General features: G+C 72.7%; 22 protein-coding genes. 12 read left to right on the top strand and 10 right to left on the bottom strand.

What is annotated here, in order from left to right:
• Positions 1–228 precede the first annotated feature (228 nt).
• A complete protein-coding gene (locus CP976_RS33705; protein WP_150483696.1) occupies positions 229–1,479 on the top strand; it encodes a M14 family zinc carboxypeptidase in 1,251 nt (416 codons plus the stop codon).
• A 268-nt stretch (positions 1,480–1,747) separates the two neighbouring features.
• Here CP976_RS33705 and CP976_RS33700 read toward each other — a convergent pair whose 3' ends face one another.
• Positions 1,748–3,115, bottom strand: a complete 1,368-nt coding sequence (locus CP976_RS33700; protein WP_150483695.1) for a M14 family zinc carboxypeptidase — start codon at positions 3,113–3,115, stop codon at positions 1,748–1,750.
• A gap of 161 nt (positions 3,116–3,276) precedes the next feature.
• Positions 3,277–3,828, bottom strand: coding sequence for a DUF1707 and FHA domain-containing protein (locus CP976_RS33695; protein ID WP_086854025.1), 552 nt, complete (start codon positions 3,826–3,828; stop codon positions 3,277–3,279).
• 173 nt (positions 3,829–4,001) lie between these two features.
• On the opposite strand from CP976_RS33695, the gene treZ reads away from it, so the two are divergent.
• Positions 4,002–5,747 (top strand): malto-oligosyltrehalose trehalohydrolase, encoded by a 1,746-nt coding sequence (treZ, locus tag CP976_RS33690; protein WP_150483694.1) that lies wholly within the window; start codon positions 4,002–4,004, stop codon positions 5,745–5,747.
• Positions 5,748–5,781: 34 nt separating this feature from the next.
• On the opposite strand, the gene CP976_RS33685 is transcribed toward treZ, so the two are convergent.
• Both CP976_RS33685 and CP976_RS33680 read right to left on the bottom strand, forming a co-directional pair.
• The gene (locus CP976_RS33685) at positions 5,782–6,810 is read right to left on the bottom strand and encodes an aminoglycoside phosphotransferase family protein (RefSeq protein ID WP_150485609.1); all 1,029 of its coding nucleotides are present in this window, start codon (positions 6,808–6,810) and stop codon (positions 5,782–5,784) included.
• Between the two features lie 47 nt (positions 6,811–6,857).
• A complete protein-coding gene (locus CP976_RS33680) occupies positions 6,858–7,985 on the bottom strand; it encodes an aminopeptidase P family protein (protein ID WP_150483693.1) in 1,128 nt (375 codons plus the stop codon).
• Positions 7,986–8,169: 184 nt separating this feature from the next.
• On the opposite strand from CP976_RS33680, the gene CP976_RS33675 reads away from it, so the two are divergent.
• The gene (locus CP976_RS33675) at positions 8,170–8,925 is read left to right on the top strand and encodes a phosphodiesterase (protein WP_150483692.1); all 756 of its coding nucleotides are present in this window, start codon (positions 8,170–8,172) and stop codon (positions 8,923–8,925) included.
• On the opposite strand, the gene CP976_RS33670 is transcribed toward CP976_RS33675, so the two are convergent.
• The 5 genes from CP976_RS33670 to CP976_RS33650 form a co-directional block, all read right to left on the bottom strand.
• Positions 8,918–9,487 carry a PDZ domain-containing protein gene (locus CP976_RS33670; protein ID WP_150483691.1) on the bottom strand — a complete coding sequence of 190 codons (570 nt, stop codon included), beginning with the start codon at positions 9,485–9,487 and terminating at the stop codon, positions 8,918–8,920. The two genes, CP976_RS33675 and CP976_RS33670, sit on opposite strands and share 8 nt — an antisense overlap.
• A gap of 283 nt (positions 9,488–9,770) precedes the next feature.
• Positions 9,771–11,936, bottom strand: coding sequence for a germacradienol/geosmin synthase Cyc2 (gene cyc2, locus CP976_RS33665; RefSeq protein ID WP_150483690.1), 2,166 nt, complete (start codon positions 11,934–11,936; stop codon positions 9,771–9,773).
• A gap of 122 nt (positions 11,937–12,058) precedes the next feature.
• Positions 12,059–13,240, bottom strand: a complete 1,182-nt coding sequence (locus tag CP976_RS33660) for a damage-control phosphatase ARMT1 family protein (RefSeq protein WP_150483689.1) — start codon at positions 13,238–13,240, stop codon at positions 12,059–12,061.
• A gap of 90 nt (positions 13,241–13,330) precedes the next feature.
• On the bottom strand, positions 13,331–13,978 hold the full coding sequence (locus CP976_RS33655; RefSeq protein ID WP_150483688.1) for a ScbR family autoregulator-binding transcription factor: 648 nt from the start codon (positions 13,976–13,978) through the stop codon (positions 13,331–13,333).
• A 300-nt stretch (positions 13,979–14,278) separates the two neighbouring features.
• Positions 14,279–16,078, bottom strand: a complete 1,800-nt coding sequence (locus CP976_RS33650) for a S8 family peptidase (protein WP_150483687.1) — start codon at positions 16,076–16,078, stop codon at positions 14,279–14,281.
• A gap of 353 nt (positions 16,079–16,431) precedes the next feature.
• Between CP976_RS33650 and CP976_RS33645 the strand changes: the two genes are divergently transcribed.
• A complete protein-coding gene (locus tag CP976_RS33645) occupies positions 16,432–17,352 on the top strand; it encodes a lytic polysaccharide monooxygenase (RefSeq protein WP_150483686.1) in 921 nt (306 codons plus the stop codon).
• 18 nt (positions 17,353–17,370) lie between these two features.
• On the opposite strand, the gene CP976_RS33640 is transcribed toward CP976_RS33645, so the two are convergent.
• Entirely contained in the window at positions 17,371–18,012 is a 642-nt protein-coding gene (locus CP976_RS33640; protein ID WP_150483685.1) for a Tat pathway signal sequence domain protein, read from the bottom strand.
• A 647-nt stretch (positions 18,013–18,659) separates the two neighbouring features.
• On the opposite strand from CP976_RS33640, the gene CP976_RS33635 reads away from it, so the two are divergent.
• The 8 genes from CP976_RS33635 to CP976_RS33595 all read left to right on the top strand — a co-directional run bounded on the left by CP976_RS33635 (position 18,660) and on the right by CP976_RS33595 (position 26,605).
• On the top strand, positions 18,660–19,331 hold the full coding sequence (locus CP976_RS33635; protein WP_150483684.1) for a DUF6230 family protein: 672 nt from the start codon (positions 18,660–18,662) through the stop codon (positions 19,329–19,331).
• Positions 19,331–19,789 carry a DUF6114 domain-containing protein gene (locus CP976_RS33630; protein ID WP_150483683.1) on the top strand — a complete coding sequence of 153 codons (459 nt, stop codon included), beginning with the start codon at positions 19,331–19,333 and terminating at the stop codon, positions 19,787–19,789. Before CP976_RS33635 ends, CP976_RS33630 begins: the two co-directional genes overlap by 1 nt.
• A gap of 123 nt (positions 19,790–19,912) precedes the next feature.
• The gene (locus CP976_RS33625; RefSeq protein ID WP_150483682.1) at positions 19,913–21,169 is read left to right on the top strand and encodes a cytochrome P450 family protein; all 1,257 of its coding nucleotides are present in this window, start codon (positions 19,913–19,915) and stop codon (positions 21,167–21,169) included.
• A gap of 326 nt (positions 21,170–21,495) precedes the next feature.
• Entirely contained in the window at positions 21,496–22,506 is a 1,011-nt protein-coding gene (locus CP976_RS33615; RefSeq protein WP_150483681.1) for a substrate-binding domain-containing protein, read from the top strand.
• 194 nt (positions 22,507–22,700) lie between these two features.
• A complete protein-coding gene (locus CP976_RS33610; RefSeq protein WP_150483680.1) occupies positions 22,701–25,220 on the top strand; it encodes a sensor histidine kinase in 2,520 nt (839 codons plus the stop codon).
• 21 nt (positions 25,221–25,241) lie between these two features.
• Positions 25,242–25,673 carry a roadblock/LC7 domain-containing protein gene (locus CP976_RS33605; protein WP_020271575.1) on the top strand — a complete coding sequence of 144 codons (432 nt, stop codon included), beginning with the start codon at positions 25,242–25,244 and terminating at the stop codon, positions 25,671–25,673.
• Between the two features lies 1 nt (position 25,674).
• Positions 25,675–26,034: a DUF742 domain-containing protein gene (locus tag CP976_RS33600; protein ID WP_150483679.1), complete on the top strand. Its 360-nt coding sequence runs from the start codon at positions 25,675–25,677 to the stop codon at positions 26,032–26,034.
• On the top strand, positions 26,021–26,605 hold the full coding sequence (locus CP976_RS33595; RefSeq protein WP_150483678.1) for a GTP-binding protein: 585 nt from the start codon (positions 26,021–26,023) through the stop codon (positions 26,603–26,605). Before CP976_RS33600 ends, CP976_RS33595 begins: the two co-directional genes overlap by 14 nt.
• Positions 26,606–26,613 lie beyond the last annotated feature (8 nt).

Below are 26,613 nucleotides of genomic sequence, written 5' to 3'. Positions count from 1 at the left end.
GGTCGGCGAGGTGTTCCTGTCCCTGGCCGGACGCGGGCTGCACCAGCAGTGACACCGCGCCGGTGACGCCACACCGGCGGCGGAGTCGGCACACCGGCCAGGACGTCCCGCCCCGCACCCGCCCGGCAGTGCTTCCGGGCGCCCCCTGGAGCCTCCCCGGCCGCGCCCTTGACACCGCACCATGGCCGTGGGGTACTGCGATTGCGAACTCGGGCGGATGTGACGGGGGTGAGTGTCCTGCCGGAGCTGCGCTACCCGACGGTGGCCGAACAGGTCTCTGCTGCCCGGGCGTTGGCCGCTCACCGACCCGGGGTGTGCACCCTGCGGCAGGTGGGTCTCTCGCGCGCGGGCAGACCTTTGCACCTGCTGTCGGTCGGCCGCGCCCGCCATGCCGTGCTGGTGGTGGCCGGCGCCCACGCCAACGAGCCGACCGGCTCCTGCACGCTGCTCGCGCTCGCCCGACGGGTGCTGGTGGAGCCGGAGTTACGCGACGGCATCTCCTGGCACTTCCTGCTGTGCGCGGACCCCGACGGGGCGAGCCTGCATGTGACGCCGGCGCCGCGCAGCCTGTTCGACTACCACCTCGGCTTCTTCCGCCCCGCGGGCCCGGAGCAGCCGGAGTGGGCGCCGTCCGTGCTGCCGCCCGACCGGCTGCCGCCCGAGACCCGGGCCCTGACCGGCGTCATCGACGAGCTGCGCCCCTACCTCCAGGTGACCCTGCACGGCACGGACCTGGGCGGCAGCTGGGTGCAGTTGACGAAGGACGTGCCCGGGCTGGCCGAGCCGTTCGCCAAGTCCGCGGCCGAGCTGCACATCCCGGTGGAGACCGGCGCCTCGGACGCCGCGGGCTGGCCCGCGTCCGGGCCGGGGGTGCACGTCATGCCCGCGCCGGAGGCAGGACCGGCTTATCCGAGCCTGCCGGACGACGCGCGGCACAGCACCTGGTACCACGCCCACCGGTACGGCGGTCTGACCGCCGTGGTCGAGGTGCCGATGTGGGCGAGCGACCTGGTGGACGACCCTGCCCCGCATCCGGCTCCGGCGGCGGCCCTCGGACGGCTCGCGCGCCGGCTGCAACGGGACGCGCTGGAGGTGACGCGGGTGCTCGACGCCGCGCTGCCCCGGCTGGCGGACCTGGACGGGCCGTTGCTGCGGGCCGCGCGGTGGGGGCTGGAGCTGGTGCCGGGGCTGGCCGACGACCTGGTGAGCACGCCGCCCGCAGACGGCACCAGGGCATACGTCGGGAGTGTGGACGCGTTCGCGCGCCGCGTGCCGCTGCGGGCGGCGGCCATGCTGCGGCGGGTGCTGCGCGGGACCGACGACCGGGCGGCCGAGCAGCTGGAGGAGCTCGTGGCGACCTGGAGCGACGCCTTCGCGGAACGTTTCCGCGCCCGTTGGGTGCCGTTGGAGCACCAGGTCGAGCACCAGTCCCGCACGGTGGTGGCCGCGGCGCTGCACGCGCGCGAGGGGGCGTCGTAGGCGCCTGCGCGCCCGGATCCCCGGGGGTCCCTGGTGGCCGGGCCGAGCCGACGGCCGGGGCGAACGCGGGCCGGGGCGAACGCGGGCCGGGTCGGGCGCGTCCGGCATCAGCCTCCCGGAGCGTGCGCGGCCGGCAGCCGGCCAGCGCCCGGCTGCGGCATGGCGGTCGCCGCCGCAGAGCCTCGCCGGCGGCCGCGCCCAGCGGGTCGCCCCGGCGCCGCCAGTGCTGTGCCGGTTGGTGCCGCACACTTCGGTCTCGGCCGCGCCGTCACTCCCGCTGCATCGGCACCGCCGCCCCGGACTCCCACCCCGGTCCGCCCGAGCCGGAGCCCGCGCCCGTGGGCCGCGCGGCCAGTTCGAAGGCGGAGAGCACGACGCGCGCCTGGTACTCCGCCTGGCGTGCCACCGGGATCCAGCGCGCCCCGCAGCCGTCGCGGTAGTCGGCGCACCACTCGTCGATCAGCCGGTCCAGCTCCGGCAGGGCCCCGGCCGGGTCGTGCCCGGCGGCCCGCACGAGCTGGTGCAGGAGACCGGCGGTGCGCAGGGCCAGCCGTCGCCCGGAGATGCGCAGGGCGGCGAGGTGGGCGGTGCTCAGGGGCGGCAGGGGGTGCGCCGCGCCGTCGCCGGTGTCGGGGTCCCAGGCGTCGGCGAGGCCGGGGCAGACCAGTAAATAGTCGTCGACCGGGGCGAGCAGGCGCGCCGTGTCGGGCACGGCGGCGAGGTGCGGCCGGATGCGGGCCAGGAGGTGCCGCAGGAGCCCCGTGTCGTGGCGCAGGGTGCGGCTCACGGCCCGCAGCACCGCGTCCCGGTCGGCGGGCGGGGAGCCGTCCGAGACGGCCGCCACGCCCCACATGGGCGCCTCGACGACCGCGGTGAGCGTGCCGTGCCGGTGCGGATGGAACCACGTCGACTCGACGGCGGCCTCCGTTATGGCCGCGGCCAGGTCGGCCCGGCGCGGCGGCGGTATCCGGTAGACGGCGGGCCCGAGGCCGGGCCAGTACAGGGCGTCGTAGGCGCCCAGCTCGCGGGGGATGCCGAGCCGGGCCGCGGTGTGCGCGACACGCTGGGCGAGCCCGGGCAGATCGTCCGTGAGCTCGACGAAGCCGCCGCCGACGTCCACGCCGTGCAGGGAGCACTGGAGGAACGGCCGCAGTTCGTCCTGGACGCCGAGCAGGGCGCGGGTCTCCGGCAGGGCCGCGCCGGCCGCGCCGTCGGGCAGCCATTCGGGCTGTTCCAGGAAGCCGGGCCGGAAGAAGCTCCGGAAGTACCGGCCGAGGGTGTAAGGGCCGGTGAGCCAGCCCTCGTTGCGGCGCAGCCCGTCCGGGTCGAGGCACAGCAGCAGGTTCCAGGTGGCGTCGGCGCCCTCGGTGAGCCGCGGGTCGGCCAGCGCCCGCTCGGCCAGGCGCAGCACGGTGGCTCCGCCCACGGGTTCGTTGGCGTGGGGGCCGGCGACGACGAGGGCCTGGCGGCTGCCGTGCCCGACGGAGAGCAGCCACATGGGCGTGCCCGCGCGGGACGTGCCGATCCTGCGCAGCCGGGCCTCACGCGGGTGGCGGGCGACGAGGGCGGCGGCCCGGGCGCCCAGTTCGTCGACGGTCGGGTAGCGCGGGAGGGGCGGCAGGGCACACCTCCCCAATGCGGTGCCGTCGCTTCACCAGCTGTACATGGCGTACACACAGTCAGTCACGACTTCGGGGGTACGTCAACACCGCCGGGAGCAACGGGTTTTGAGCCACTCCCCGCGGATCGACAGCCGGTAAATCCAAGGCCAGAGCTAAGGCACGGCTCTGTTTCCGGTCAGTCGGCCGACAGCCGGAACGACATCCGCCCGAAGCCCACCTGGTCGCCCTCGCGGACGACGGCCGCGCCGACCACGCGCCGTCCGTTCACCGTCGTGCCGTTGGTGGAGCCGAGGTCCCGCAGCACCCACATGCCGCCCTGGTGACGGAGTTCGGCGTGGACGCGGGAGACGGTCTCGTGGTTGAGGCGCAGTCCGCTGGCGGGGTCGCGGCCTATGCGCAGCGGATGGCCGTGCGCCGGGTGGGGCAGCAGCAGCTTGGGCAGTTTCTCGGCCTGCCAGGCTCTGCGCAGCCGTACGGTGAACCCGGAGACCGCCTCGACGGTGCCGAACACCAGGCGGGAGAACCGGCTCTCCGTGGGCAGGTCGGCGGTGAGCACGGCGAGCTCGTCCGCGCGGCGGGCGGAGAGCGCCAGTTCCATGCGGCGGATGAACGTGTCATGGGAGAGGCGGCCCATGGCGACGCCGTCACGGAGCACCTTCAGCGCCCTGTCGCGCTCCACGTCGGAGAGCCGCGCGGGGTACGTGTTGAACTCGAAGGACGACGTCACGATCGTGATTGTCGGGCAGTGCGGCCGGGCTGTCCAGAAAACGGGAAAACGGCCGCCCCGCGCCCGCATCCGCCGAGACCCGCCGCAAATGGGTGGATGCACCAGCGGATTGATCGCGTTTGACGCACCATGGACGGGCTACATCACGGTGAGCAGACGAAGGGGAACCGTCCGTGCAGTTCGAGGTGTGGGCACCGCAGGCAGGCCGTGTGACGCTCCAGTGCGACGGCGTCACGCGCGCGTTGGAGCGCGATCCGGAGCGGGCGGGATGGTGGCGGGGCGAGGCGGACGCGCGCGACGGGTCCCGGTACGGCTTCGCGCTGGACGACGGTCCCGTACGGCCCGATCCGTGCTCGCGCCGGCAGCCGGACGGCCCGGACGGGCTGAGCGCGGTCGTCGACCACGAGCGGTACGAGTGGCGCGCCCGGTGGCGGGGGCGGCCGCTGCCCGGCGCGGTGCTGTACGAGATGCACGTCGGGACGTACACCCGCGAGGGCACCCTGGACGCGGCCGCCGAGCGGCTCGGCCATCTCGCCGAACTGGGCGTCACGCACGTGCAGCTGATGCCGCTGTGCCCCTTCCCGGGCACGCACGGCTGGGGGTACGAGGGCGTCTCGCTGTGGGCCGTCCACGAGCCGTACGGCGGGCCCGAGGCGCTGAAACGCTTCGTCGACCGGGCCCACGAACTCGGCCTGGGCGTGGTGCTCGACGTGGTGCACAACCACTTCGGTCCGTCCGGCAACTACCTGCCCGTCTTCGGGCCGTATCTCACGGACCGGCATCACACGCCCTGGGGCGCCGCGGTCAACCTGGACGCGCCCGGCTCGGACGAGGTGCGCGCGTTTCTCATCGGCAGCGCGCTGGCGTGGCTGCGCGACTACCGGATCGACGGGCTGCGCCTGGACGCGGTGCACGCGCTGGTGGACACGCGCGCGCTCCACTTCCTGGAGGAGCTGTCGACGGCCGTGGACGCCCTGGCCGCCGAGGTGGACCGGCCGCTGTTCCTGGTCGCCGAGACGGACCTGAACGACCCGCGGCTCATCACCTCCCGGGACAAGGGCGGGCTCGGGCTGCACGCGCAGTGGAACGACGACTTCCACCACGCCCTGCACACCACGCTGACCGGCGAGTCGCAGGGCTACTACGCCGACTTCGCGCGCGCTCCCCTCGCCGGGCTCGCCAAGACCCTGACCGGCGGCTACTTCCACGACGGGACGTACTCCAGCTTCCGGGAGCGGCACCACGGCCGCCCCCTGGACCGTACGCGGGTGGCCGGGCACCGGCTGCTCGGCTACAGCCAGACCCACGACCAGGTGGGCAACCGCGCCCAGGGGGACCGCCTTTCGTCCCTGGTCTCCCCCGGGCTGCTGGCCTGCGCGGCCACGCTGACCCTGACGGCGCCCTTCACACCGATGCTCTTCATGGGCGAGGAGTGGGCGGCCGGCACGCCCTGGCAGTTCTTCACCGACCACACCGACCCCGAGCTGGCGGACGCGGTACGGCGGGGCAGGCGGCGGGAGTTCGCCGCGCACGGCTGGAAGGAGGAGGACGTGCCCGACCCGCAGGACCCGGCGACCCGCGACCGCTCCTGCCTCGACTGGTCCGAGCCGGAACGCGAGCCCCACGCGCGCGTGCTGGCCTGGTACCGGCGGCTCCTCGCCCTGCGCCACGAGCAGCCCGACCTGACCGATCCCGACCTCGCCGACACCAAGGTCGCCTACGACGAGCAGCGCCGCTGGATCGCCTTCCGGCGCGGGGACGTCCTCGTGGCGGTGAACCTGGCGCCGGAACCGGCCGCGCTGTCGCTCGGCGTCCAGCACGCGCGCGTGCTGGCCGCGTGGGAGCCGGTGGAGACGCCCGGGGCGGACGGGGTGGTGCACGTGCCCGGGGAGTCGGGTGTGGTGCTGTTGCAGGAGTGAGGTCCCCTACGGCGCCCTGCTGCCGCCCGGTCCGTCAGAGGGCGTCGTCCGTGTCCCGCAGGTCCGTCACCCGTTCCAGCAGGATCGGCTCCCAGGCCCGGCGCACCTGCGTGCGCAGCAGGGTGAGCCGGCCCGCGTCCCGGCTCGTGAGGGCCCCGGCGAGGTGGACGACCGTGTCGCAGCGGGCGAGCCACAGGCCGCGCAGGCAGGGGCGGGCGCCGTAGCCGGCGAGGGTGGCGGCGCGTACGGCGGCGGGTGAGCCGACGGCGAGCGCGAGGCCCGCGATGTCCTCGGCGGGGTCGCCGACGACCGCGTCGGCCCAGCCGAGGACGCCGCGCACCCGTCCGTCGGCGCTGACCACGAGATGGCCGCCCGTGAGGGCGTGGTGGGTGAGGACCGCCGAGCCCGACTGGGCGGCGAGCTGCGCCGCGGCGGGCGCGGTGAGCTGGTTCAGGCGGGCGGCGTCGAACTCGTCGGCGTCGGCGAGGCGTTCGGCGGCCCGCACTGCGGCCCGGCGCAGCCCCTCCAGGGAGCGCGGCGCGGTACGCGGCACGCCGAGGGTCTCGGCCTGCCGGACCGGTACCTCGCGCAGCCCCGTGAGCAGTCCGGCGAGGTCGGCCTCGCCGACGGCGGACACGTCGTGGGCCTCTCCCGAGCCGCCGGGCACCTTGGTGTCCAGCGTGTAGGTCAGCCCGGGCGCCCACTCGCCGTGCGCCACGCTGACCGGCACCGCCACCGGGACGTGCGGGCGGACGAGGTCGCGCAGGCGCAGTTCGCGGCGCTGGCGCACGGTGGCCTCGCGGTCGGGGGCGAGGCGCAGCACATGGCGGTTGCCGACCCACCAGGTGGCCGGGTCGGCGCCCTCGGTGGCGGGCCGGATGTCGGGGCCGGCGGCGGAGCCCCTCCCCTGCCGGGCCTCCCTGCCGCCCTTGCCGTCCTTGCCCTGCTTGATGTCCTGGCCGTCCTGGCCGTCCTTGCCGTCCTTGCTGTCCTTGCCGTCCTTGAGCAGGGAACGGACCAATCGGCGGACGGTGTCCGCGGTGGGTGTCGGTGCCTGGGTCATGGTCGCGCCGTTGCCGTTCGGGAGGCGTGCGGGGGACATCGGTGGCGTCACTCCACTATGACCAGCTCGCGGGAGGTGGTGTTCAGACGCCGTCCGCCGTCCTCGGTGACGGTCACGATGTCCTCGATGCGCACGCCGAACCGGCCGGGCAGGTAGATGCCGGGTTCCACGGAGAAGCACATGCCGGGCACGAGGGGCCGCTCCTCGCCCTCGATCATGTACGGCGGCTCGTGGGTGGTGACGCCGATGCCGTGTCCGGTGCGGTGGATGAAGTACTCGCCGTAGCCGGCGTCGGCGATGACCGCACGGGCGGCCCGGTCGACGTCCTGGCAGGCGGCGCCCGGCCGTACGGCGCGGAACCCCGCTTCCTGGGCCTCGCGCACGGTGTCGTGCACGCGGCGCTCCTCGTCGGTGGGTTCACCGACGTGGACCGTGCGGGAGGTGTCGGAGCCGTAGCCGTCCTTCAGGCCGCCGAAGTCCAGGACGACCATGTCGCCGCGTTCGATGACGCGGTCGCCGGCCTCGTGGTGCGGATTGGCGCCGTTCGGGCCCGAGGCGACGATGGTGAAGTCGACCTGCTCGTGTCCGTACCGGCGCAGCAACCGGTCGAGGTCGGCGGCCACCTCCGCTTCCCGGCGGCCGGCGAAGGGGACGTTCCGGATCTTCTCGAACGTCGCGTCGGCGGCGGCTCCCGCGGCCGTCATGAGCTCCAGCTCCGCCGCGTCCTTGACGGCACGCAGCATCGGCAGGGCCTCGGTGAGCGAGGTGTAGGAGCTGCCGGGCACGGCCTGCTGCAACGCCAGCAGGTGCAGCGCCCAGGCGTTGTCGCTGATGCCGAACCGGCCCGAGGCGTCGAGCAGGGCGGCGGTGGCGGCGTAGGGGTCCTTGCCGTCGGTCCAGTCGCGCAGGGTCAGGGCGGGGGCGCCGGCCGCCTTCTGCGCGTCCGGGGCCTCCAGGGCGGGGACGACGAGGACGGGGTCCTGTCCGGCGGCGAGGACCAGCAGGGTGAGCCGTTCGGTCACCGCCGGGGGCGTGTAGCCGGTGAGCCACACCAGGTCCGGCCCCGGGGCCACCAGCAGGCCCGCGAGGCCGGCCTCGGCGGCCGTCCGCGCGGCGCGCTCCATACGGGCCCTGTAGTCGTCGGCGGTGAAGGACGCCGCCGTGCTTCCGGTCATCCGGGCCTCCCAGGGACGGACGAAGGGGCTACGGGCAGCATCCTGCCCGGCCGGAGGGGGCGGCGCGAGCCATCTGTGGACTTCGCCCGAAGATCGCCGCTAATGGCAGAGGATTGCTCAGGCGTTAGAAGTAATGCTTAGATGCTCGACATCCATTAGTCGTTCGATCGAGGGGCGTACGACCGTGCTCGTACTCGCACACATCAGCGATCTGCATCTGGACGGAAGCGCGCGGGCGACGGAACGCGCCGAGCGGGTGCGCGACCGGCTGTGGGAGCTGCCCGGCCAGGTGGACGCGCTGCTGGTGACCGGGGACATCGCCGACCACGGCACCGAGCCCGAGTACGAGGAGGCCGCCCGCATCCTGGGGCTGCGCGACGGCGACGTCCCGTTCCCCGTGCTGACCTGCCCCGGCAACCACGACAGCCGCGCGCCCTACCGCAAGGCGCTGCTGGGCCTGCCGGGAGCGGAGGGGCCCGTCAACAGCGTGCAGGTCTTCGACGACGGTGCCGTGCTGATGTGCGACTCCAGCGTCCCCGGTCGCGACGACGGGGAGCTGGACGAGGAGACGTACGACTGGATCGAGGCGACCCTCGACGAACTCGACGGCGGCCTGCCGGCCCTGCTCGCCTTCCACCACCCCCCGGTGGCGCTGCACCACCCGCTGCCCGACTCGTACCCGTTGCGGGAGTCCGGCCGGCTGGCCGGGCTGCTGGCCCGCCGGCCCGAGATCGCGGGGCTGATCACCGGCCACGCGCACACCCCCGCCGCGACGTCGTTCGCGGGGCGGCCGCTGGCGGTCGGCCCCGGTGTGACATGGACGCTGCGGCTGCCCTGGGAGGGCGAGCAGGTCGCCGACCGGGACGCGCCGCCCGGGATCGCCTTCCACGTCCTGGACGACTCGGGACGGCTCACGAGCCACTTCCGGGTGGTCACGTGACGACGGCCGGTACGACCGTGAGCTGCTGGTAGCCGCCGCTGCGGTGCCGCACCGTCAGTTTCACCTTCGCGCCGGGGCGGGCGCGGGCGACGGCCCGGGCCAGGTCGGCGGCCGTGTCGATGCGGGTCGTGCCGAAGGCGAGGAGCAGGTCGCCGCGCACCAGGCCCGCCTCCTGAGCCGGCCCCGGGACGTGGAGCCCGACGACCAGGGCGCCCGGCTTCCCGGCGTCCATGACCTGCACGCCGAGGGTCACGGCGGCGGGCGCTGACACGACGGCGGACGGCGAGGGGACGGGCGGTGACGGCGTATGCCGCCCTCGCGGATCGATGACGTCGATGACTCCGTCCTTGCCGATCACCGTGGCGCCCATCGCCCCGAGGCCGATTCCGGACAGGACCAGGACCGCGCCGGCGAACGCGGCGAACAGCACGTTGAGCAGCCGCCTCCCGCGGCGCCGGGGGGCGCGCGGTCGGGGCCGTGCGGGGCCGGCCCCCGTCGCCGACGCCGCCCCGTCGGGCTCCTGACCCGGCATCGGCTTGGGTCGCAGCGCGGTCTGTTCCATGGCTCGCCTCCGGATGGTGCGGATCGTCCCCGTCGGATGCGGAACGATCACGGCTGGTGCTCTACCCGGCGCTCCGGCATGCGATGAGCCACGAACGAGTGAGACTGATCCGGCGTCGGTGGGGCCGTGCGTGCCGCCGGACAGGCGGGAACGACGGCACGGCTCGCACCGCACCCGGCGTACCGGGCGCGGCGCGAGCCGTGGTCGCGGGCCCACTGCTCGTGGCACCACCGGGGGTTCCGTCATGTCCCGTTACGAGTAGATCCGGCCGGAAAGTTCTGCCTCATCGGAAGGCGGGTACGGGCACGGCCGGCGGCCGGTCCGGGAGGAAGCCGTGGGCACGCCGGGACAGCCACTCGTCCTTGTAGCGGTCCACCTCGCGATGCCAGTTGAGGATGCCGGCCATCCAGTTCCGCAGGTCCGTCACATACGTCCCCATGGCCGCGCGTGCTTCCTCCGTGAGCTGGAAGTCGTCGTACAGGATGGGCAGCTCGTGCTCGACGACGTGCTCGAACTGGCGCATGCGCTGGCTCATCAGGTCGTGGACGATGCCGAGCCCGGTCGGGTAGTCGCAGCCGAAGAAGTTCTGCACGACGAGGATCGCGTTGTGGATCTCACCCTCGAACTCGATCTCCTTCTGGTACGAGAAGACGTCGTTGAGAAGGCACGCGAAGTCCATCGCGGCGTTCTCCAGGGAGCGGACCGGGCCGCTGCGGTAGACCTCGGGCGGGACGGCCGGGCCGTGTCCCATCCGGCATAGGCTCAGCGTGAGGTCGGAGCCGAAGGTCGCGCGGCGCATCTCCAGGTAGTCGACCGGGTCGGGCACGCGGTTCTGGAGCTGGTTGGACAGCTCCCACACCCAGCTCTCGGTCATGACGTTGATCGCGTCCTTGAGGGTGCGCCGCGACTCGGGCGTCATCTCCGCGGTGGTGCGCAGCCACAGGTCGAGCAGGCCGCGCTCCATGGCGTTGACCGGGAGCAGCGGCTCATCGCCGTCGACGGGCATGCAGTCGGACAGGCGGGCCGTGGTCAGCCGGGCGGCGGCCAGGTCGCGGCGGTGGCCGTAGACGAGCGGGTAGTAGTCGTCGCCGTAGGTGCCCCAGGCGAGCCACTGCGCGCTGAGGTCGAGGGCCTCGGGGGTGGCGTCCGGGTCGAGGCCGGCCGAGCAGAGCGCGAGGTCGTAGGCCCGGAGCTTGTCCTCGTCCCAGACGCCCTCGGCGAGGATGCCCATCCGCTCCACCCAGTCGCGCAGACTCCGGCGGGAGTGGTCCAGGTGCGGGCTGAGCTCCAGGGGGAACGGCATGCGGATGTCGGGGATCCGCGCCGGTCCCACCTTCTGGTACGGCACGTGCGTGTAGGACCGCAGCCGCTCCGCCCCGGCCGTGGCGAGCAGGGCGCGGACGTCGGCGGCCGAGGTGCCGATGCCGGTGCATCCCGGCCATGGGCTGCCGCCGCGCACCGCGTTCTCGTTCATGTAGCGGCTGGAGCGCAGATGCCACTCGTGACCGCCGGACTGCCAGTCCTGGAGTCCCTTGGTGTACGCCGCCACGGCCGCGACCTCGCCGGGGGTGAGGCCGTTCTCCAGGGCGACCGCGGGCACTTCGGTGAACGCCGTGTGCTCGAACTGCTGGAGGCGGGAGGTGAGGATGTCGTTGACGGTGTCGGCGGCCTCCTGGGTGGTGCAGCCGAAGAAGGTCTCCAGGACGAGCACGCCGTTGCTGTTCTCGCCCTCGTCCTCGACCTCCCGCTGGTAGGAGAACAGGTCGTTGCGCAGGTGCACGGCGTCGGAGAACGTCTCCATCAGCACCCTGAGCGGCCTGGACTCCGCGACGGACGCGGGCACTTCGGCCGTCGCGTACTCCACGAGGCCCGCCGACCAGGGGGCGCCGCCCACCTTGCGGCGCATCTCGATGTACTCGACGGGGTTGGCGATCCGCCCCTCGTTGATGTTGGACAGCTCCCACAGGGACTCGTTCAGCAGGTGCTCGGTCGCCACGGCGAAGCGGCGGCGCCAGTCCTGCGACATCTTCGGCACCGTACGCGCCCACAGGTCGGCCAGGCCCGCCTCGACCGGGTTCTCCGGCTCCGGTACGGGAGTCGAGAGGTCCAGCGGCATGAACAGGGGCAGCCGGTCCAGATGGGCCTTGCCGGCGACGCGGTCCTGGCTGCGCTTGTACTTCTCCAGGAAGTGGTCGTCGAAGAAGAAGACCCACACGTACCAGTCGGTGATGAGGGAGAGGTCGGGGCCGTCGCAGTCGGGGTGGGTGTAGGCGCAGAGCAGGCCGTAGTCGTGCGCGTCGAGGTCGGCCTGCTCCCAGACTCCGGATCCCTCCAGCATGCCCATGTCGCGCGCCCACTCGCTCGAATGCGCCCTGGCCTCGTCGAGATGGGGGTTCAGCCGCGCGGGATGCGGCATGTAGAAGTGCGGGAGTTCGAACGGCTGCGTCATGGCCGGGCCCTACCCGGCGCCTCGCGGCGGCATCCGCGGGACCGGACATGATCACACCATCGCGTGAATCGGGGCTGAATGCCGGTGTTCTCGCGGGAGGTTGTGCGAGGTTGAGGGACCTCCTAGGGCGTCCGTAGCTGGATCAGCGCGTGCGTGCCGCCGGTGCGCCAGCGCTGGTCCTCCGCGGCGACCAGTTCGGCCTCGGTGCGGGCGTCGAGGCCGGTGATCACGTCGGACTTGAGGGTGCGCAGGGCGGCGACGGGGCCGGGGAAGTACGCGGTGACGTCCGCGAACGGCGTGGTCGGGGCCCAGAGGCGGTCGCCCACCAGGCGGCGGTAGTTGAGGTCGCCCTTGACGACGGTGAGCGTGGCCGAGGCGAAGTCGGCGCGCAGGTCGGCGGGCATCTCCTCGTACGGCAGCGGGGCGCAGGAGAAGGGGTGGGCGCGCAGCGTCAGGCGGCCGTCGGCCAGGGCGGACCACAGGCACTGTCCGTACTCGGCAGCGGCTCCCCCGGCACGGGTCAGCCGGCGCAGTGCGTCGACGACGTCGGCGGTGGTGGCGTCGGAGACGTAGTACGGGTAGGGCTTGACGTGCAGGACGGCCCGTCCGATGCGCCCGTGGGCCAGGAGATGGGCGATGAGGAGCAGGTCGGGGACGAGTTCACGGCCCGCGTTGTCGGCGACCAGGCACAGGGTGCCCGTGCCGGAGCCGCCGAGCAGGGCCCACAGCCGGTCGCTGTCGTCGGCCACCAGCCCGGGGGCGGCGTCGGCGGTCCGTGAGCCCTCGGCGGAGAGACGGAAGCCGAGGTCGGCGCGGTTGCCCCAGAGGGAGCCGTGCAGCAGGGCCTGGGCCTGTTCGGCTGCGGGCAGCCCTGCGAGGTCGTCGAGCGCGGCGAGTTCCTCGTCGGTCTCACGGGAGTCGAGTTCGGCCAGTTTGAAGGGGCGGAAGGGGTCGATGCCCTGCCAGGGGCCGGGACCGAAGTAGCCGACGGCCTGGAGCAGCCGGCGGTAGAACCAGCTCTCGGACCAGAGCCACGGCACGTCGAACCAGGACCGGCCGGTGTACTCCCGCAGCCCCCAGGTCTCCCAGAGGTCGCGGTCGTACGCGTCGGCGGGGAGCGGTTCGATCTCGCCCTTGGTGCAGTTCGCCAGCAGGTCGTCGAGCGCGCGGTGCTGGCCGGGTTCGTACGGGAAGGCCTCGCGCACCTGCCGGATGATGGCCGGGTGCCGCTCGGCGAGCACGCTGTGGGGGAAGGAGCCCGGCTGGTCGCCGAGGAGCACGGGTGCGGATGGGGTGTCGGGCATGCGGCTCACCGTAGCGCGCGGGCGCCGTGTCCCGGCCGGTCCGGTCGGGGCCGTGGGTCACCCGGGGCGCTTCGTCCCGCCCGGGGACCGTCAGACCGGTGCCAGTTCGCGTTCCAGGCGGGCCGCCAGGCTCAGGTAGCGGGCGCGGCGGGTCACCGGGACCAGGCCGCGGATGAGTATGTTCCACATCTCGGCGGTCCGGCGGGGCTGGCGCGCGACGGGCTCGCGGGAGCGGCCCACGACCCGGGTGCCGACGAAGAAGCAGACCAGGGAATGGGCCACGACGTCGACATCGACGTCCGGGTGGACGTCGGACTCCTTGACCGCGCCGACGAGCCGGGCCGTGACGATGTCCAGCCACTCCGTGAACGGATGGCTCAGCGGCGGACGGGGCCGGATCCCTCCGGTGGCGAGCCGCAGGCCGGCCCTGAGGACCGGGTCCTCGACGGACATGCGGGTGATGCCGAACGTGAGGCGCATCAGCGCCTCGAGGGACGTGTGGCCGCGATGGTCGGTCTCCGTCGCCAGCCGGCGGGCGGTGTGCGACTGGAGTTCGAGGATCGCGTGGGCGAGGTCCTCCTTCGCCGCGAAGTGGAAGTACAGGGCGCCCTTGGTGACCTGAGCGTGCTCCACGATGTCGCTGAGACTGGTCGATTCGTAGCCGCGACGGTCGAACAGGTCAGCGGCGGCCGTGATGATCGTCGAGCGGGTCTGCTCGGCTCGCAACTGCCTCGCCATCGACTGAACTCTCCCGGGACCGAAATGAACGGGTCATGCCGTTTGTTTTTACCCCGTGTACACGATAACTCACCCTCAGACGGTGTTCACCACACCAGTGTGCCGGAGTGTGGGTGCACATCCGGCAAAACAATCGCAACTGGTGAAAGAAAACAGCGCGTTCGGTATCTAACTGTGGGGGTTGTGCGGCCGCACGTAAAGGCGGGCCGGCCGGTGCCCCATCCGCACCGGCCGGCCCGCCCGCTTGTGAGCTGCCCGTTCAGCGTCCTCTTCGAGGGAGGACCAGGAGATTCAGAAGGATCAGAAGGTCAGCTTCCAGCCGTTGAGCGTGCCGGTGTCCTGCGCCGCGGTGTCCTGGACGCGCAGCTTCCAGGTGCCGTTGGCGCTCTCGCCGGAGGCGTTCACCGTGTAGGTGGTGTTCACGTTGTCGGCGGAGTCGGAGGCGGCGGACTTCAGACGGTACGCCGAACCGTCCGGCGCGACCAGGTCGATGACGAGGTCGCCGCGGTAGGTGTGGGTGATGTCGACGCCGACCTGGAGGGCCGACGGGGCGTTGCCGCTGCGGCCGGTGACGCTGATCGGCGACTCGATCGCCGCGCCGTTGTCCGGGATGGCGACGGCCGTGGTGCTGGAGAAGGTCGTGCCGGTGGACGTACCGCCCTTGACGGCCTGGACCGTCTTCGCGGCGTCCGCGAGACCGGCGCCGCAGCCGCCGGAGCAGGTGCCGGGCAGCGGACGGGCGTTGGCCTTGATGGCCGACTCGATCTGTGCCGGGGTGAGGGCGGAGTTGGCCGACTTCATCAGGGCGGCGAGGCCCGCGACGTGCGGCGTGGCCATGCTGGTGCCCTGGTAGTAGGCGTAGTTCTCGCTCGACGGCGTCTTCGTGCCGGAGTTCAGCGTGGACAGGATGCCGTTGGCGGTGGAGGTCCGGGTCTCGCCACCGGGGGCGGAGATGTCGACGAGCGAGCCGTAGTTGGAGTACGAGGCACGGCTGCCGGCGCGGTTGGTCGCGGCGACGGAGATGACGTTGTTGCAGTTCGCCGGGGAGGAGTTGGAGACGTTCTGGTTCTCGTTGCCGGCCGCGACGACGACCGAGGTGCCGCGGTTCACGGCGCCGTTGATGGCGCTCTGGGTGGCGGTGGAGCAGGCGCCGCCACCGCCGAGGCTCATGTTGATGACCTTGGCGACGTTGGTGTTGGCGGGGACGCCGGAGACGGTGCCGCCGGACGCCCAGGTGATGGCGTCGATGATGTCGGAGTCGTAGCCGCCGCACTTGCCGAGGACGCGGACCGGGGAGATCTTCGCGCCGTGGGCGATGCCGGCGATGCCCTTGCCGTTGCCGGTGGCGGCGGCGATGGTGCCGGCCACGTGCGTGCCGTGCCAGGAGGAGTTGGAGGCCGGGATGCCCGCACCGCACTCGTTCGCGTTGTACCAGTCGCCCGGGTCGGCCGGGTTGCTGTCACGGCCGTTGCCGTCGACGGAGACGGCGGTGTCGGAGATGAAGTCGTACCCGCCGACGATGTTCGCGGCCAGGTCGGAGTGGGTGACGTAGCCGGTGTCGATGACGGCGACGGTGACGCCGGTGCCGGTGGTGGTGTCCCAGGCGGCCGGGACGTTCATGCCCGCGGTGGACTCGAACAGGTCCCACTGCTTGCCGTAGTCGGTGTCGTTCGGCGTGACGGCCGTCGGCTTGTTCAGGCGGTCCGGCACGACGTAGGCGACCTGCGGGTCGGCCTCGTACTGGGCGACGACGTCGGCGACGTCCGCCCGCGCGGGGTTCGTGCCCAGGTCGACGAGGGCGGCGCCGGTGCCGAGGCGGCGCTGGAAGTCGACGTCCTCGCCGGTCTTCTCGGCCTTGGCCGCGGCGTCGGCGGCGGCGGCCTTGTCGGACTTCGCCTCGGTCGCGCCGGACTTGTAGCCGACGATGAGCCGCTCGGCCGGGGTGCCGGGGGCGGCCTCGGTCCGGGCGGCCGGAACGGGGGCCGGCCGGGGTGCGGTCTCCTGGGCGACGGCGACCGAGGCGGGGGCGGCGGTCAGCAGGGCGGCGGAGACGGCGGTGACGGATATCAGCTTCCGTCTGAACTCTGGGGAGATACGCACGGTCGTTGCCTTTCGTGGCCGGACTCCGGGCTGGGCGGAGCGGCGGTGGATGCGCTTCCTCGCTGAAGCGGAGGGGGGTGGTTCGAAAGAGCGACGCGGTGGCCGGCCAGGCGTGTGGGGAGCGGACCCGTCCGGGGTTACCTGTGGGTCAGCTGTGGTCGAACGATAGGCAAAGTGAAGGTCATCGGGATACGGGGGAAACCCTCGATCGAGCCGCAAACCAACCCTCTATGGCGGGCAGTTGGGCGCGAATGGCCCCCTTTTCGAACAGGTCGTGGCGCGGTGAACGCGCCGGGCCGGTTGCCCGTATTGCACTACCGACCGCACCGGTCCGGCCGAGGAGACGCAGACGGATGCCCCGTACCACCGCACACCGCGCCGCGCTCGCGGCCGCCCTCGTGACCCCGTTGCTGCTGCCGCTGTGGGCGGCGGGTCCGGCGCGGGCGCACGGTGCGCCGACGGATCCGGTGAGCCGGGTGGTGGCCTGTTCCCCCGAGGGCGGCGGGCGAGCGGGCTCGGGGGCGTGCCGCGCGGCCGTCGCGGCGAACGGCGCGCCTTTCACGGCGTGGGACAACCTGCGGGTGGCGAACGTGGACGGCCGGGACCGGCAGGTCGTCCCCGACGGGAAGCTGTGCAGCGGGGGCCTGCCCGGCTACAAGGGGCTCGACCTCGCCCGCGCCGACTGGCCGGCGACCCGGATGACGCCCGGCGAGACGCTGACCATGCGGTACGTCTCGACGATCCCGCACACCGGCACGTTCCGGATGTACCTGACGAAGCCCGGCTACGACCCGGCCGGGCCGCTGTCCTGGTCCGACCTGCCCGAGAAGCCGTTCGCCGAGGTGACGGACCCGGCCCTGACGGACGGCGCGTACCGCGTCGAGGCGACCCTGCCGTCCGACCGGACCGGGCGGCACGTGCTGTACACGGTCTGGCAGAACAGCAGTACGCCGGACACGTACTACTCCTGCTCGGACGTGGTGTTCCCGGAGGAGAAGAAGGACAGGGCGCTCCCGGAGAAGAAGCAGGAGAAGGAGGCGTCGCGGGAAGTGGAGAAGGAGAGCACCCCGTTGGCCTCGAACTCCGGGCCTGCCTCCGGACCCACCTCCGTGCCCACTTCCGGATCCACCTCCGGACCCGCCTCCGAGCCCGCTCCCGGACCCGCCTCCGAATCCGCCTCCGGCCCGTCCACCCCCATGCTGGCGGGCGGCGCCGCGGCGGTGCTGTTGCTCACCGGCGGCGCCGCCCTGGCGGTACGGCTGCGTCGGCGCTGAACCGACGCCTGTCAGCGGTCAGTTGACGTTGACGGCGACGCCTCCCTTGGTCACCGGCGAGTACTTGGCGGTGAAGAAGGCGTTGGCGAAGCACAGCGACGAGCCGGACGCCTTCGTGAACTGCTGGTTGGTGAAGGAGATGCTGTTGTCGGCGTTGCTCGCCGTGCCGGTCAGGCTGGGTGCCCGGTAGACGCAGTTGATGGTGCCGAGCAGGGTGCGCAGCCGGACCGTGGACTGGATGGCGGACCCCGCGCCCGGGGTCACGGAGACGGTGCCGTCCGAGGAGACGCTGGTGGTGTAGGGCAGGTTGTCGACGGTGATGCCGCTGACGCCGAGCACTCCGACGACGTTGGCGGTGCAGCCGCTGGTGTCGAAGCTGTGCGAGGTCAGGGACTCGGTGGCGGTGCCGGGAGCGGCCGGGTTGTCGGTGACGGTGGCCGCGAACGCCGACTTGCTGCAGGAGATGCCGCTGGTGCCGGTCGCGCTGGAGTAGAAGGTGGCGGCGGTGCCGCTCGCCAGGGACGCGTCGAGGACGTCGCCGACCGCGACGGCCGCGCCGTCGGCGGTGGTCAGGACGGGGGTGTCGGCCGCCGAGGCGGGGGCGGTGAGGCCCAGGGCGGCGACGGCGGCGGTGAGGGTGAGGAGGGTGCGCGTACGCATGCGGGTGTACCTCTTCTCTGAAGCGGGGTGAGGGTGCGGGGACGCGGTTCGGCGTCCGCCGTCGCCGGTCCGTTACGCCTTCTCCGTACGTGACGGACCGGCAACGGCAGACCGGTGACCGGCCGGAGGCGCGCACGGGGACAGGCCTCCGGCCGGGCCGGGCGGGGGGTGGCTGGTGGCACGGCGCTCTGGGGAAGGGCCCGTGCCGGTGCCGTGAAGGAGCGGACTCGGGCGATGGAAAGCCCGTGCGGACGCGCCGGGCGGCGAGCTGCCCGTACGGGACGAGCGGTCCGGGACACGCGGACAAGCGCCGCGCAGCGGATCCGGCGCCACGGATCCGGTGAGACGAGGAGAGTTGTAGACCTGGGCGTCAGCCAACGTCAAGGCCCTGCAAGGGAGTTGTGCGTTCGCTGCGACTTTCCGGAGGGCGATGACTCACATGCGGCGCACATCCCACACTCTTTGTTCACACTTCCCTTGACCCTTCATGTAACCCCCGGTAACTTCCGAGTCGGCTACTGCGGCGTACCGAGAAAGCCCTTGCAACCGCCGGGAGTTGCGGGGAGACGTGCGTACGCGGTCGATGTCCGCGCCAGGGCAACGTGCCACCGAAGTCCGAGCCGCACCGACACGCACCTGGAGCAGACATGACCTCCACCGCCGAGCACACCTCCGAAAGACCGGAAGGCCCCGCCACCGCCGACGTCGGTGACGTTCCCGCGCGACGCGGGCGGGTCCGGGGACGCCGGGCCGCGGTGATGGCGGTGCCGGCCGCCGTGGTCGCCGCCGGCCTCGCGGTCCTCACCGCCGAAGGGGCGCTGGGAGTGCAGTTCGCCATCTCCGGCATGCCGTTCACGGTCACCGCCACCGAGCTGAACGGCACCGGCTTCGCACAGTTCGGCGGCCTGGACGAGATGGCCGAGGGCAGCCCGAACGCGGGTGAGACCGGCGGTCAGGTGCTGGTCGTCACCTCCGTGATCAAGGACGCGACGCTCACCAAGCTGTGCCAGAGCGTGGACCTGGGCGGCACGAACCTGATCATCAGGGCGGGTGGCGGCGCACAGAAGGTCCGGGCCAGCGATCTGACCACCGACTCCACGGAGCTCTCGGGCGACGCGGCCTTCAAGAACATCGAGATCGGCAACGACGCCAGCACGCTCGACAAGGCCGGGCCGCTGGGCCGCGGGCCGAAGGGCGTGTTCAGCCAGCAGTCGGACACCGTGCGCATCGCCAACCTGCGGCAGACCAACTACGCCACGACGGCCGGCGTGTTCAAGCTGCCCGGGCTGAAACTGGGCTTCAGCGAGTCGGGTTGCTGATGTCCGGCGGACCGCGCGGGAAGATCCGGCCCGCCTTCCGCCGGTGGCGGGCGGGCCGTCCCTTCTGGGGCGGGCTGCTGCTCGCCCTGGGCGGGGCGGAGGTCCTGCTCACCCTCAAGGCGTCGCTGGACGTCATCCTGCACGTCGGCATGCAGGGCCTGGCCGGCTATCTGCTCCCGGCCGTGATGCTGCTGTGCGGCGTGCTGATCCTCTTCAACCCCTCCCAGCGCCTGTTCTACTCGGTCGTCGGGGTGCTGGTCTCCCTGGGGACCTGGCTGACCTCGAACCTGGGCGGCTTCTTCGTGGGCCTGCTCCTGGGCGTGGTCGGGAGCTGCCTCACCTTCGGGTGGCTGCCGGACCAGGAGCCGCGCGTCAGCCGGCGGCAGCGCAGGAAACAGGCACGGGCCGCCAAGGCGATGGCGCCGCCCCTGGAGCAGGAAGCCGGCCACGCCGCCTGAATCAGGCCAGTGATTCTCCACCCTCTGGCGCCGCCCGGCCGCGGCCACTTGGCTGGACGTGCCGCGCACGCCCACGAGGCGTCCGCGTGCCATGCGAACCGCCGCCAGACCAGGGAGAGACCGATGGAGTTCACACACCCGATAGTGATCGACCCGACCGGCCGCGACATCCACGGCGAGGCCGACCGGATCCGCGAGCGCGGCCCCGTCACCCCCGTCGAACTCCCCCACGGTGTCCCGGCCTGGGCGGTCAGCAGCGCCCCGCTGCTGAAGCGGCTGCTCACCGACCCACGGGTGTCGAAGGACGCGCGCCGGCACTGGCACCGCTGGCTCGACGGCGAGGTCTCACCGGACTGGCCGCTGTACACCTGGGTCTCGGTGCGGAACATGTTCACGGCCTACGGCACCGAGCACAAACGGCTGCGCACCCTCGTCTCCAAGGCGTTCACCGCCCGCCGCACCGCCGCGCTGCGGCCCCGGATCGAGGAGATCACCGCGACCCTGCTCGACCGGGTCGCCAAGGCCGGGGCGGGCGGTGGGGCGGACGGACACGCGGTCGATCTGCGCGAGGAGTTCTGCTATCCGCTGCCCATCCAGGTCATCGGCGAACTGCTCGGATTACCCGAGGAGCTGGGTCCCGAGCTGCGGGTCGTGGTGGACGGCGTCTTCCACACCTCGGCCGACGCCGCCGAAGTCGCCGACATCTACGCCCGGTTCTACGCCGTCCTCGGCGAGCTCGTCGCCGTCAAGCGGGCGGCGCCGGGCGACGACCTGACCAGCGCGCTGATCGCGGCCCGCGAGGAGGAGAGCGGCACCCGGCTCAGCGAGCAGGAGCTGCTCGACACGCTGATGCTGATGATCAGCGCAGGCCACGAGACGACGGTCAACCTGCTCGACAACGCCGTCCACGCCCTGCTCACCCACCCCGACCAGCTCGCGCACGTCCGCGGCGGCCGGGCCTCCTGGGACGACGTGATCGAGGAGACCCTGCGGGCCGAGGCTCCGGTGGCCAGCCTGCCGCTGCGGTACGCCGTCGAGGACCTGCCCCTCGGTGAACTGGGCGGCCCGGACGGCCAGGTGATCCGCAAGGGCGAGGCGATCCTCGCCGCGTACTCCGCCGCCGGACGCGACCCGGAGCAGCACGGCCCGGACGCCGGCGCCTTCGACGTCACCCGCGCCGTGAAGGACCACCTGGCCTTCGGATACGGCGCCCACCACTGCCTGGGCGCCCCGCTCGGCCGGCTGGAGGCGCGCGTGGCCCTGCCCGCCCTCTTCGAACGGTTCCCCGGACTCACCCTCGCCGTACCGGAGGACGAGCTGCGGCCGGTGGACTCGTTCATCTCCCACGGCCATCGGACGCTGCCGGTCCTCACGGGCTGACGGACTGCGCGGCGGGCCCGGCCGGATCACCGGAGGCCGGGCCCGCGGCGCTCTCCTCCTTCTTTCCGGACCGCACCATCACGCCGGCGCCCGAACCGCACGGACGGTACGGAAAACCAGGGGATGACCTCGGACGTTCGACCCGTCGGACAGATCATCACGATGCGGCAGCATCAACTCACTGCAAGTGGCTGCTCACTTGACGCCCGGTGGTCACACACGGTTGGCTCCGGGCCAGCGAGAGTCATCCGGCCCGTGCTCAGGCGCGGTCCGTGTGTGCTCTTCCCCCCTGCTCTTGCTCGGCCGCACAGCGAGGTCCGCCGCTCATGAACACTCCTCCCCCGCCGCACACCTCCGCGAGACTCACCCGTGTCGCGGCCCTGGTGTCCGCCGTGTGTCTGCTGGTGGCCGGCTGCTCCGTCCTCGGCGCGAGTGACGACGGGCCGGACGCGGACCCGGTGGGCGGGCCGGGCGGCGGGATGAAGGTCGCCCTGATCACGCACGGCGGCAAGGGCGACGCCTTCTGGGACCTGGTGCGCAGGGGCGCCGAGGCGGCAGCCGCCAAGGACGGCATCGACCTGACGTACGCCAGCGACTCCGACGCGGCCGCGCAGGCCGCGCTGGTGCGGGACGCGGTCGGCGACAAGGTCGACGGCATCGCGGTGACGCTGGCCAAGCCCGCGGCGATGCGGGGCCCGATCGCCCGGGCCAAGGCGGCCGGCATACCCGTCGTCGGGCTCAACTCCGGCATCGACGCCTGGCGGCCGGCGGGTCTGCTGGAGTACTTCGGCCAGGACGAGTCCGTCGCCGGCCAGGCCGTCGGCGACAAGCTGGACGAGGTCAGGGCCAAGCACGCCCTGTGCGTCGTGCACGAACGGGGCAACGTCGCGCTGGAGGCCCGCTGCGCCGGCGTACGGAAGACGTTCGACGGCGACACCGACAACCTGTACGTGGACGGCAGCGACATGAACGCGGTGACCGCCACGATCGCGTCCCGGCTGCGGCAGGACTCCAGCATCGACGAGGTCGTCACCCTGGGCGCCCAGTACGGGCTCAGCGCGGTCAAGGCCGTCGAGCAGGCCGGCAGCAGGGCCAAGGTCGCCACGTTCGACCTCGACAAGGACCTGGTCGAGGCGGTCAAGGGCGGCGACGTGCAGTTCGCCGTGGACCAGCAGCCCTACCTCCAGGGCTACCTCGCGGTGGACGCCCTGTGGCTGTACCGGACCAACGGCAACGTCAGCGGCGGCGGGACGGCTCCGGTGCTCACCGGCCCGGCGTTCGTGACCAGGTCCAACGTGTCCGCGGTGGCACGGTTCGCCGCCGCCGGGACCCGGTGACCGGGCACGTCCTGTGACGGTGTCGCCAAAGATTCGGTCAGGCCCGGCCCGTGCGGTCACTTGTACGGATAACATCCTGCGCATCCCATGTGCCGTAACCGGCACCCACACACCCCCGCGCCCGTCCCCCACCCCCCGCCTCCACCGATCCGCCTCCCCGCTCCTCCCTCCCCGCTGATCGCCCTAGGACGACGATGTCTCGACGGACAGGTGCCCGGCGCCGTCTCGGATCCATACGCCTCTCCCTGGTGCTTCTGGCCCTGGTGCCCAGCGTCACCCTCGCCGCCATGTGGGGCGTGACGACCATCCAGATGTTCTCGGAGGGGCTTCGGCTGCGTGACCAGACGGAGCTGAGCCGGTCGACGGGTGCCATGGGCACGGACGCGACGCTCGCCCTCCAGCGGGAACGCAGCCTGTCGGCGGCCTGGCTGGCCTCGCCGCACGGCTCCCGGGCCGCCCTCGACACGCAGCGCGAGGAGACCGACGCGGCGGTCGCGAAGCTGGTCGGGCAGGCGGACGCGATCGAGAAGGCGCCCTCCCGCGTCTCGGACCGGCTCTACTCGGTGCTGGGCTCGGTGGGCAGCCTGGAGTACTACCGGGACCAGGTCGACGACCCGACCGACATCACCGCGCAGCAGGCGCTGGACCAGTACTCCTCGATCATCGACGACCAGATCCACGCCTTCCAGGAGCTCTCCCAGGTCGACGACGGCGACCTGACCTCGCAGGCGGGGCCGCTGGTCGGGCTGGAGCACGCGGCGGAGCTGGTCTCCCGGGAGGACGCTCAGCTCACCCTGGCCTGGCCGTCCGGGCATCTGGACGACAACGCCTGGACGCAGTTCACGGAGCTGGTGAACACCCGGCGCTGGCTGGTCAAGGACCAGGTCGTGCCCCAGCTGACCGGACAGGCCAAGGCGCAGACCGAGCGGATCCTGGCGAGTCCGGAGTGGCAGACCCTCCAGGCGATCGAGGACCAGGTGCTGGCGGCCCGGAACGCAGGTGCCACCGCGGACCGGATCGCCCTGCCCGACGCCCGGAAGCGGTGGAACGCCGCCATGGACAAGCTCTCCGAGCAGTACGCGAGCCTGATCCAGCAGCAGACCACGGGCCTGCTCGAACGCAGTGCCGACAAGGCGGACGGGCTGCTGCTCAAGGCGGGGATCCTGAGCGCCGGCGGACTGCTCGCGCTGCTGGTGTGCGTCGGCATGTCCTGGCGGATCACCCGCTCGCTGTCCCGGCGGCTGCGCGGCCTGCGCCGGGCCGCCGTCAGCCTCGCGCAGGAGCGGCTGCCCGACGTGGTGGCGCGGCTGGAGCGGGGCGAGACGGTCGACCCGGAGTCCGCGACGCCCCCGCTGGACTACGGGCACGACGAACTCGGCCAGGTGGCCCAGGCGTTCAACACAGCCCAGCGCACGGCCGTGCACACCGCGGTCGAACTCGCCGACACCCGGCGCGGCTTCCAGAAGATCATCCTGGGCATCGCCCGGCAGAGCCAGAACCTGGTCAACCTCCAGCTCAGCAGGCTCGACACGCTGGAACGCGAGCACTCCGACCCGGACATCCTCAAGGGCCTGTACGAACTGGACTCCACGGCCAGTCAGTTGCGCCGCTACGAGGAGAACCTCGTCATCGTCAGCGGCGAGCGGCCCGGCCGGAGCTGGAGCGAGCCGGTCGCGCTGATCGACATCCTGCGCAGTGCGGTCGGCGAGGTCGCCGAGTACCAGCGGGTGGAGGTGCACACGGAGGAGGAGGTGTACCTCGCGCCGCCCGCGGTGGCCGACGTCATCCACCTGCTGGCCGAGCTCATCGACAACGCGACCGCGTACTCCCCCGCCCCGAGCGCCGTCACCGTGCGGGCCGGGATGGTCGCCAAGGGCCTGGCCGTCGAGGTCGAGGACCGCGGCCTCGGCATGTCGGAGGAGGACTACGCGTCCTTCAACGAACAGCTCGCGGTGCCCCCGCAGTTCGACGTGGTGGCGCTCGCCGACGACCTGCGGCTCGGCATGTTCGTGATCGCCCAGCTGGCCCACCGGCACGGCATCGCCGTCACTCTGCGCTCCTCGCCCTACGGCGGGACCACGGCGATCGTGCTGATACCGCACGACATCGTGGTGCGGGAGATCCTCCAGGCCGGTGCGCCGGGCGTGCGGGACGCCGGGGACGTGGCCGGCCCGAACGGCCCGGCCTCCTCCGTCGGTCCGAGGGGGGCGGGCGGCGGCCCGCAGACCGGTGGCGGTGGGGAGAACGGGCAGAGCCCGGCGGACGACGGGCGGAGTGCTGTGGACGTACCGGGTTCGGCCGGCGGGCGGAGCCCGGTGGACGCCGAGAACGCCGACAAGCCCGAGGACGCCGAGGAGCCGGACGGTGCCGCGGGCACCGCCGGGTCCGCGCGTGAGCCCCTGCCCGTCGCGTCGGCCCGGACCGCTCCCGGTGCCGGCACCGTCGTCCCCCGCCGGGACGGTCTCGCCCCGCTTCCCCGCCGGGTGCCGCAGACCAGCCTGGTGGAGGAACTGCGCGAGGAGCCCGCGTCCGCCGGCGGCGACGGCTCCCCCGACGACTTCACCGCGGAAGCGGCCGCCTCCTCCCTGGCCGGCTTCCAGCGCGGCACGCTCCGGGCCCGTGACGACGACGCCGAACCGCCGTACGACGAGGAGGCGGCCGCACCACCCCGGCAGGCCGCCCCCGTCCCCTCGACTCCGCCCGCCGACCGCTGACCGCTGACGAAGGACACCGCAATGACACGCCCCATCCCCGCCACCCACACCCAGCTCGACCAGCTGCTGACCGGACTCGTGGAGCGGGTCGCCGATGTGAACCAGGCCGTGGTGCTGTCCGAGGACGGCCTGGTGGTCAGCAAGTCCACCGGATTCCTGCGCGACGACGCCGAGCGGCTCGCGGCGACCGCGTCGGGGCTGATGAGCCTCAGCAAGGGCGTCAGCATGGACTTCCGCGGCGGTCCGGTGCGCCAGGCGCTCATCGAGATGGCCAACAGCTATCTGATCCTCACCTCCGCCGGCCCCGGCGCCCACCTGGTCGTGCTCACCGGTCCGGGCGCTGACGTCGGTGTGGTGGCGTACCAGATGAACATGCTGGTGAAGAAGATCGGCGAGCACCTCAGCGCGGCACCGCGGGGCATGGCCGGGCCCGTCGTCGACCCCGGCGTGTGAGGTGGGCGGAGGCGACTCGGCGGGGCGGCTCGTACGGCCGTTCGCGCTGACCGGTGGCCGGACCCGGCCGAGCCGCGCCGACTTCACGCTCATCGCGACGGTGACCGCGGTCGATCCGCAGCCCGATGCGGCGGCCCGGTGCCAGCCCGAGCACACCCGGATCCTCCGGTTGTGCGCCGAGCCGGTGGCCGTGGCGGAGCTGGCCGCCCGGCTCGACCTGCCGGTGAGCGTGGTCGCCATCCTGCTCTGCGACCTGCTGGAGGCGGGCCGGATCACCGTCCGTCCGCCGCGCCTCGTTTCCCGTACCGCTCCGGACCTGGACCTGCTGAAGAAAGTGAGGGACGGCCTTGGCCGGCTCTGACGTCGCCACCGACGCGTCCTCGGCACCCGACACGGTCAAGATCCTCATCGCCGGGGGCTTCGGCGTGGGCAAGACCACCATGGTCGGGTCGGTCAGCGAGATCGTCCCCCTGCGCACCGAGGAACCCCTGACCATGGCCGGTCTGGGCATCGACGACCTGGACGGTATCGAGGAGAAGCGGGCCACCACCGTGGCCCTGGACTTCGGCCGGATCACCATCAGCCGGGACCTGGTGCTGTACCTGTTCGGCACGCCGGGGCAGCAGCGGTTCTGGTTCATGTGGAACGACCTGGCCCTCGGCGCGCTCGGTGCCGTGGTCCTGGTCGACGTCCGCAGACCCGAGTCCAGCTTCGCCGCGATCGACTTCTTCGAACGCCGGGGCATCCCCTTCGTCGTCGGGGTCAACGGCTTCCACGGCGCACACCCGTATCCGCCCGAGGACATCAGGGACGCACTCGCGGTGCCGGAGCACGTGCAGGTGCTGCTGTGCGACGCGCGGGAGAGGCAGTCGTGCCGGGACGTGCTGATCGCCCTGATCGACCAGCTGATCGCGACGGCGGTGCAGGCCTGAACCAGGCG

Source organism: Streptomyces coeruleorubidus, assembly GCF_008705135.1.
GTDB lineage: Bacteria > Actinomycetota > Actinomycetes > Streptomycetales > Streptomycetaceae > Streptomyces > Streptomyces coeruleofuscus.
The sequence above is the reverse complement of the archived record's forward strand: the minus strand, read 5'-3'. Positions and strand labels throughout refer to the sequence as shown.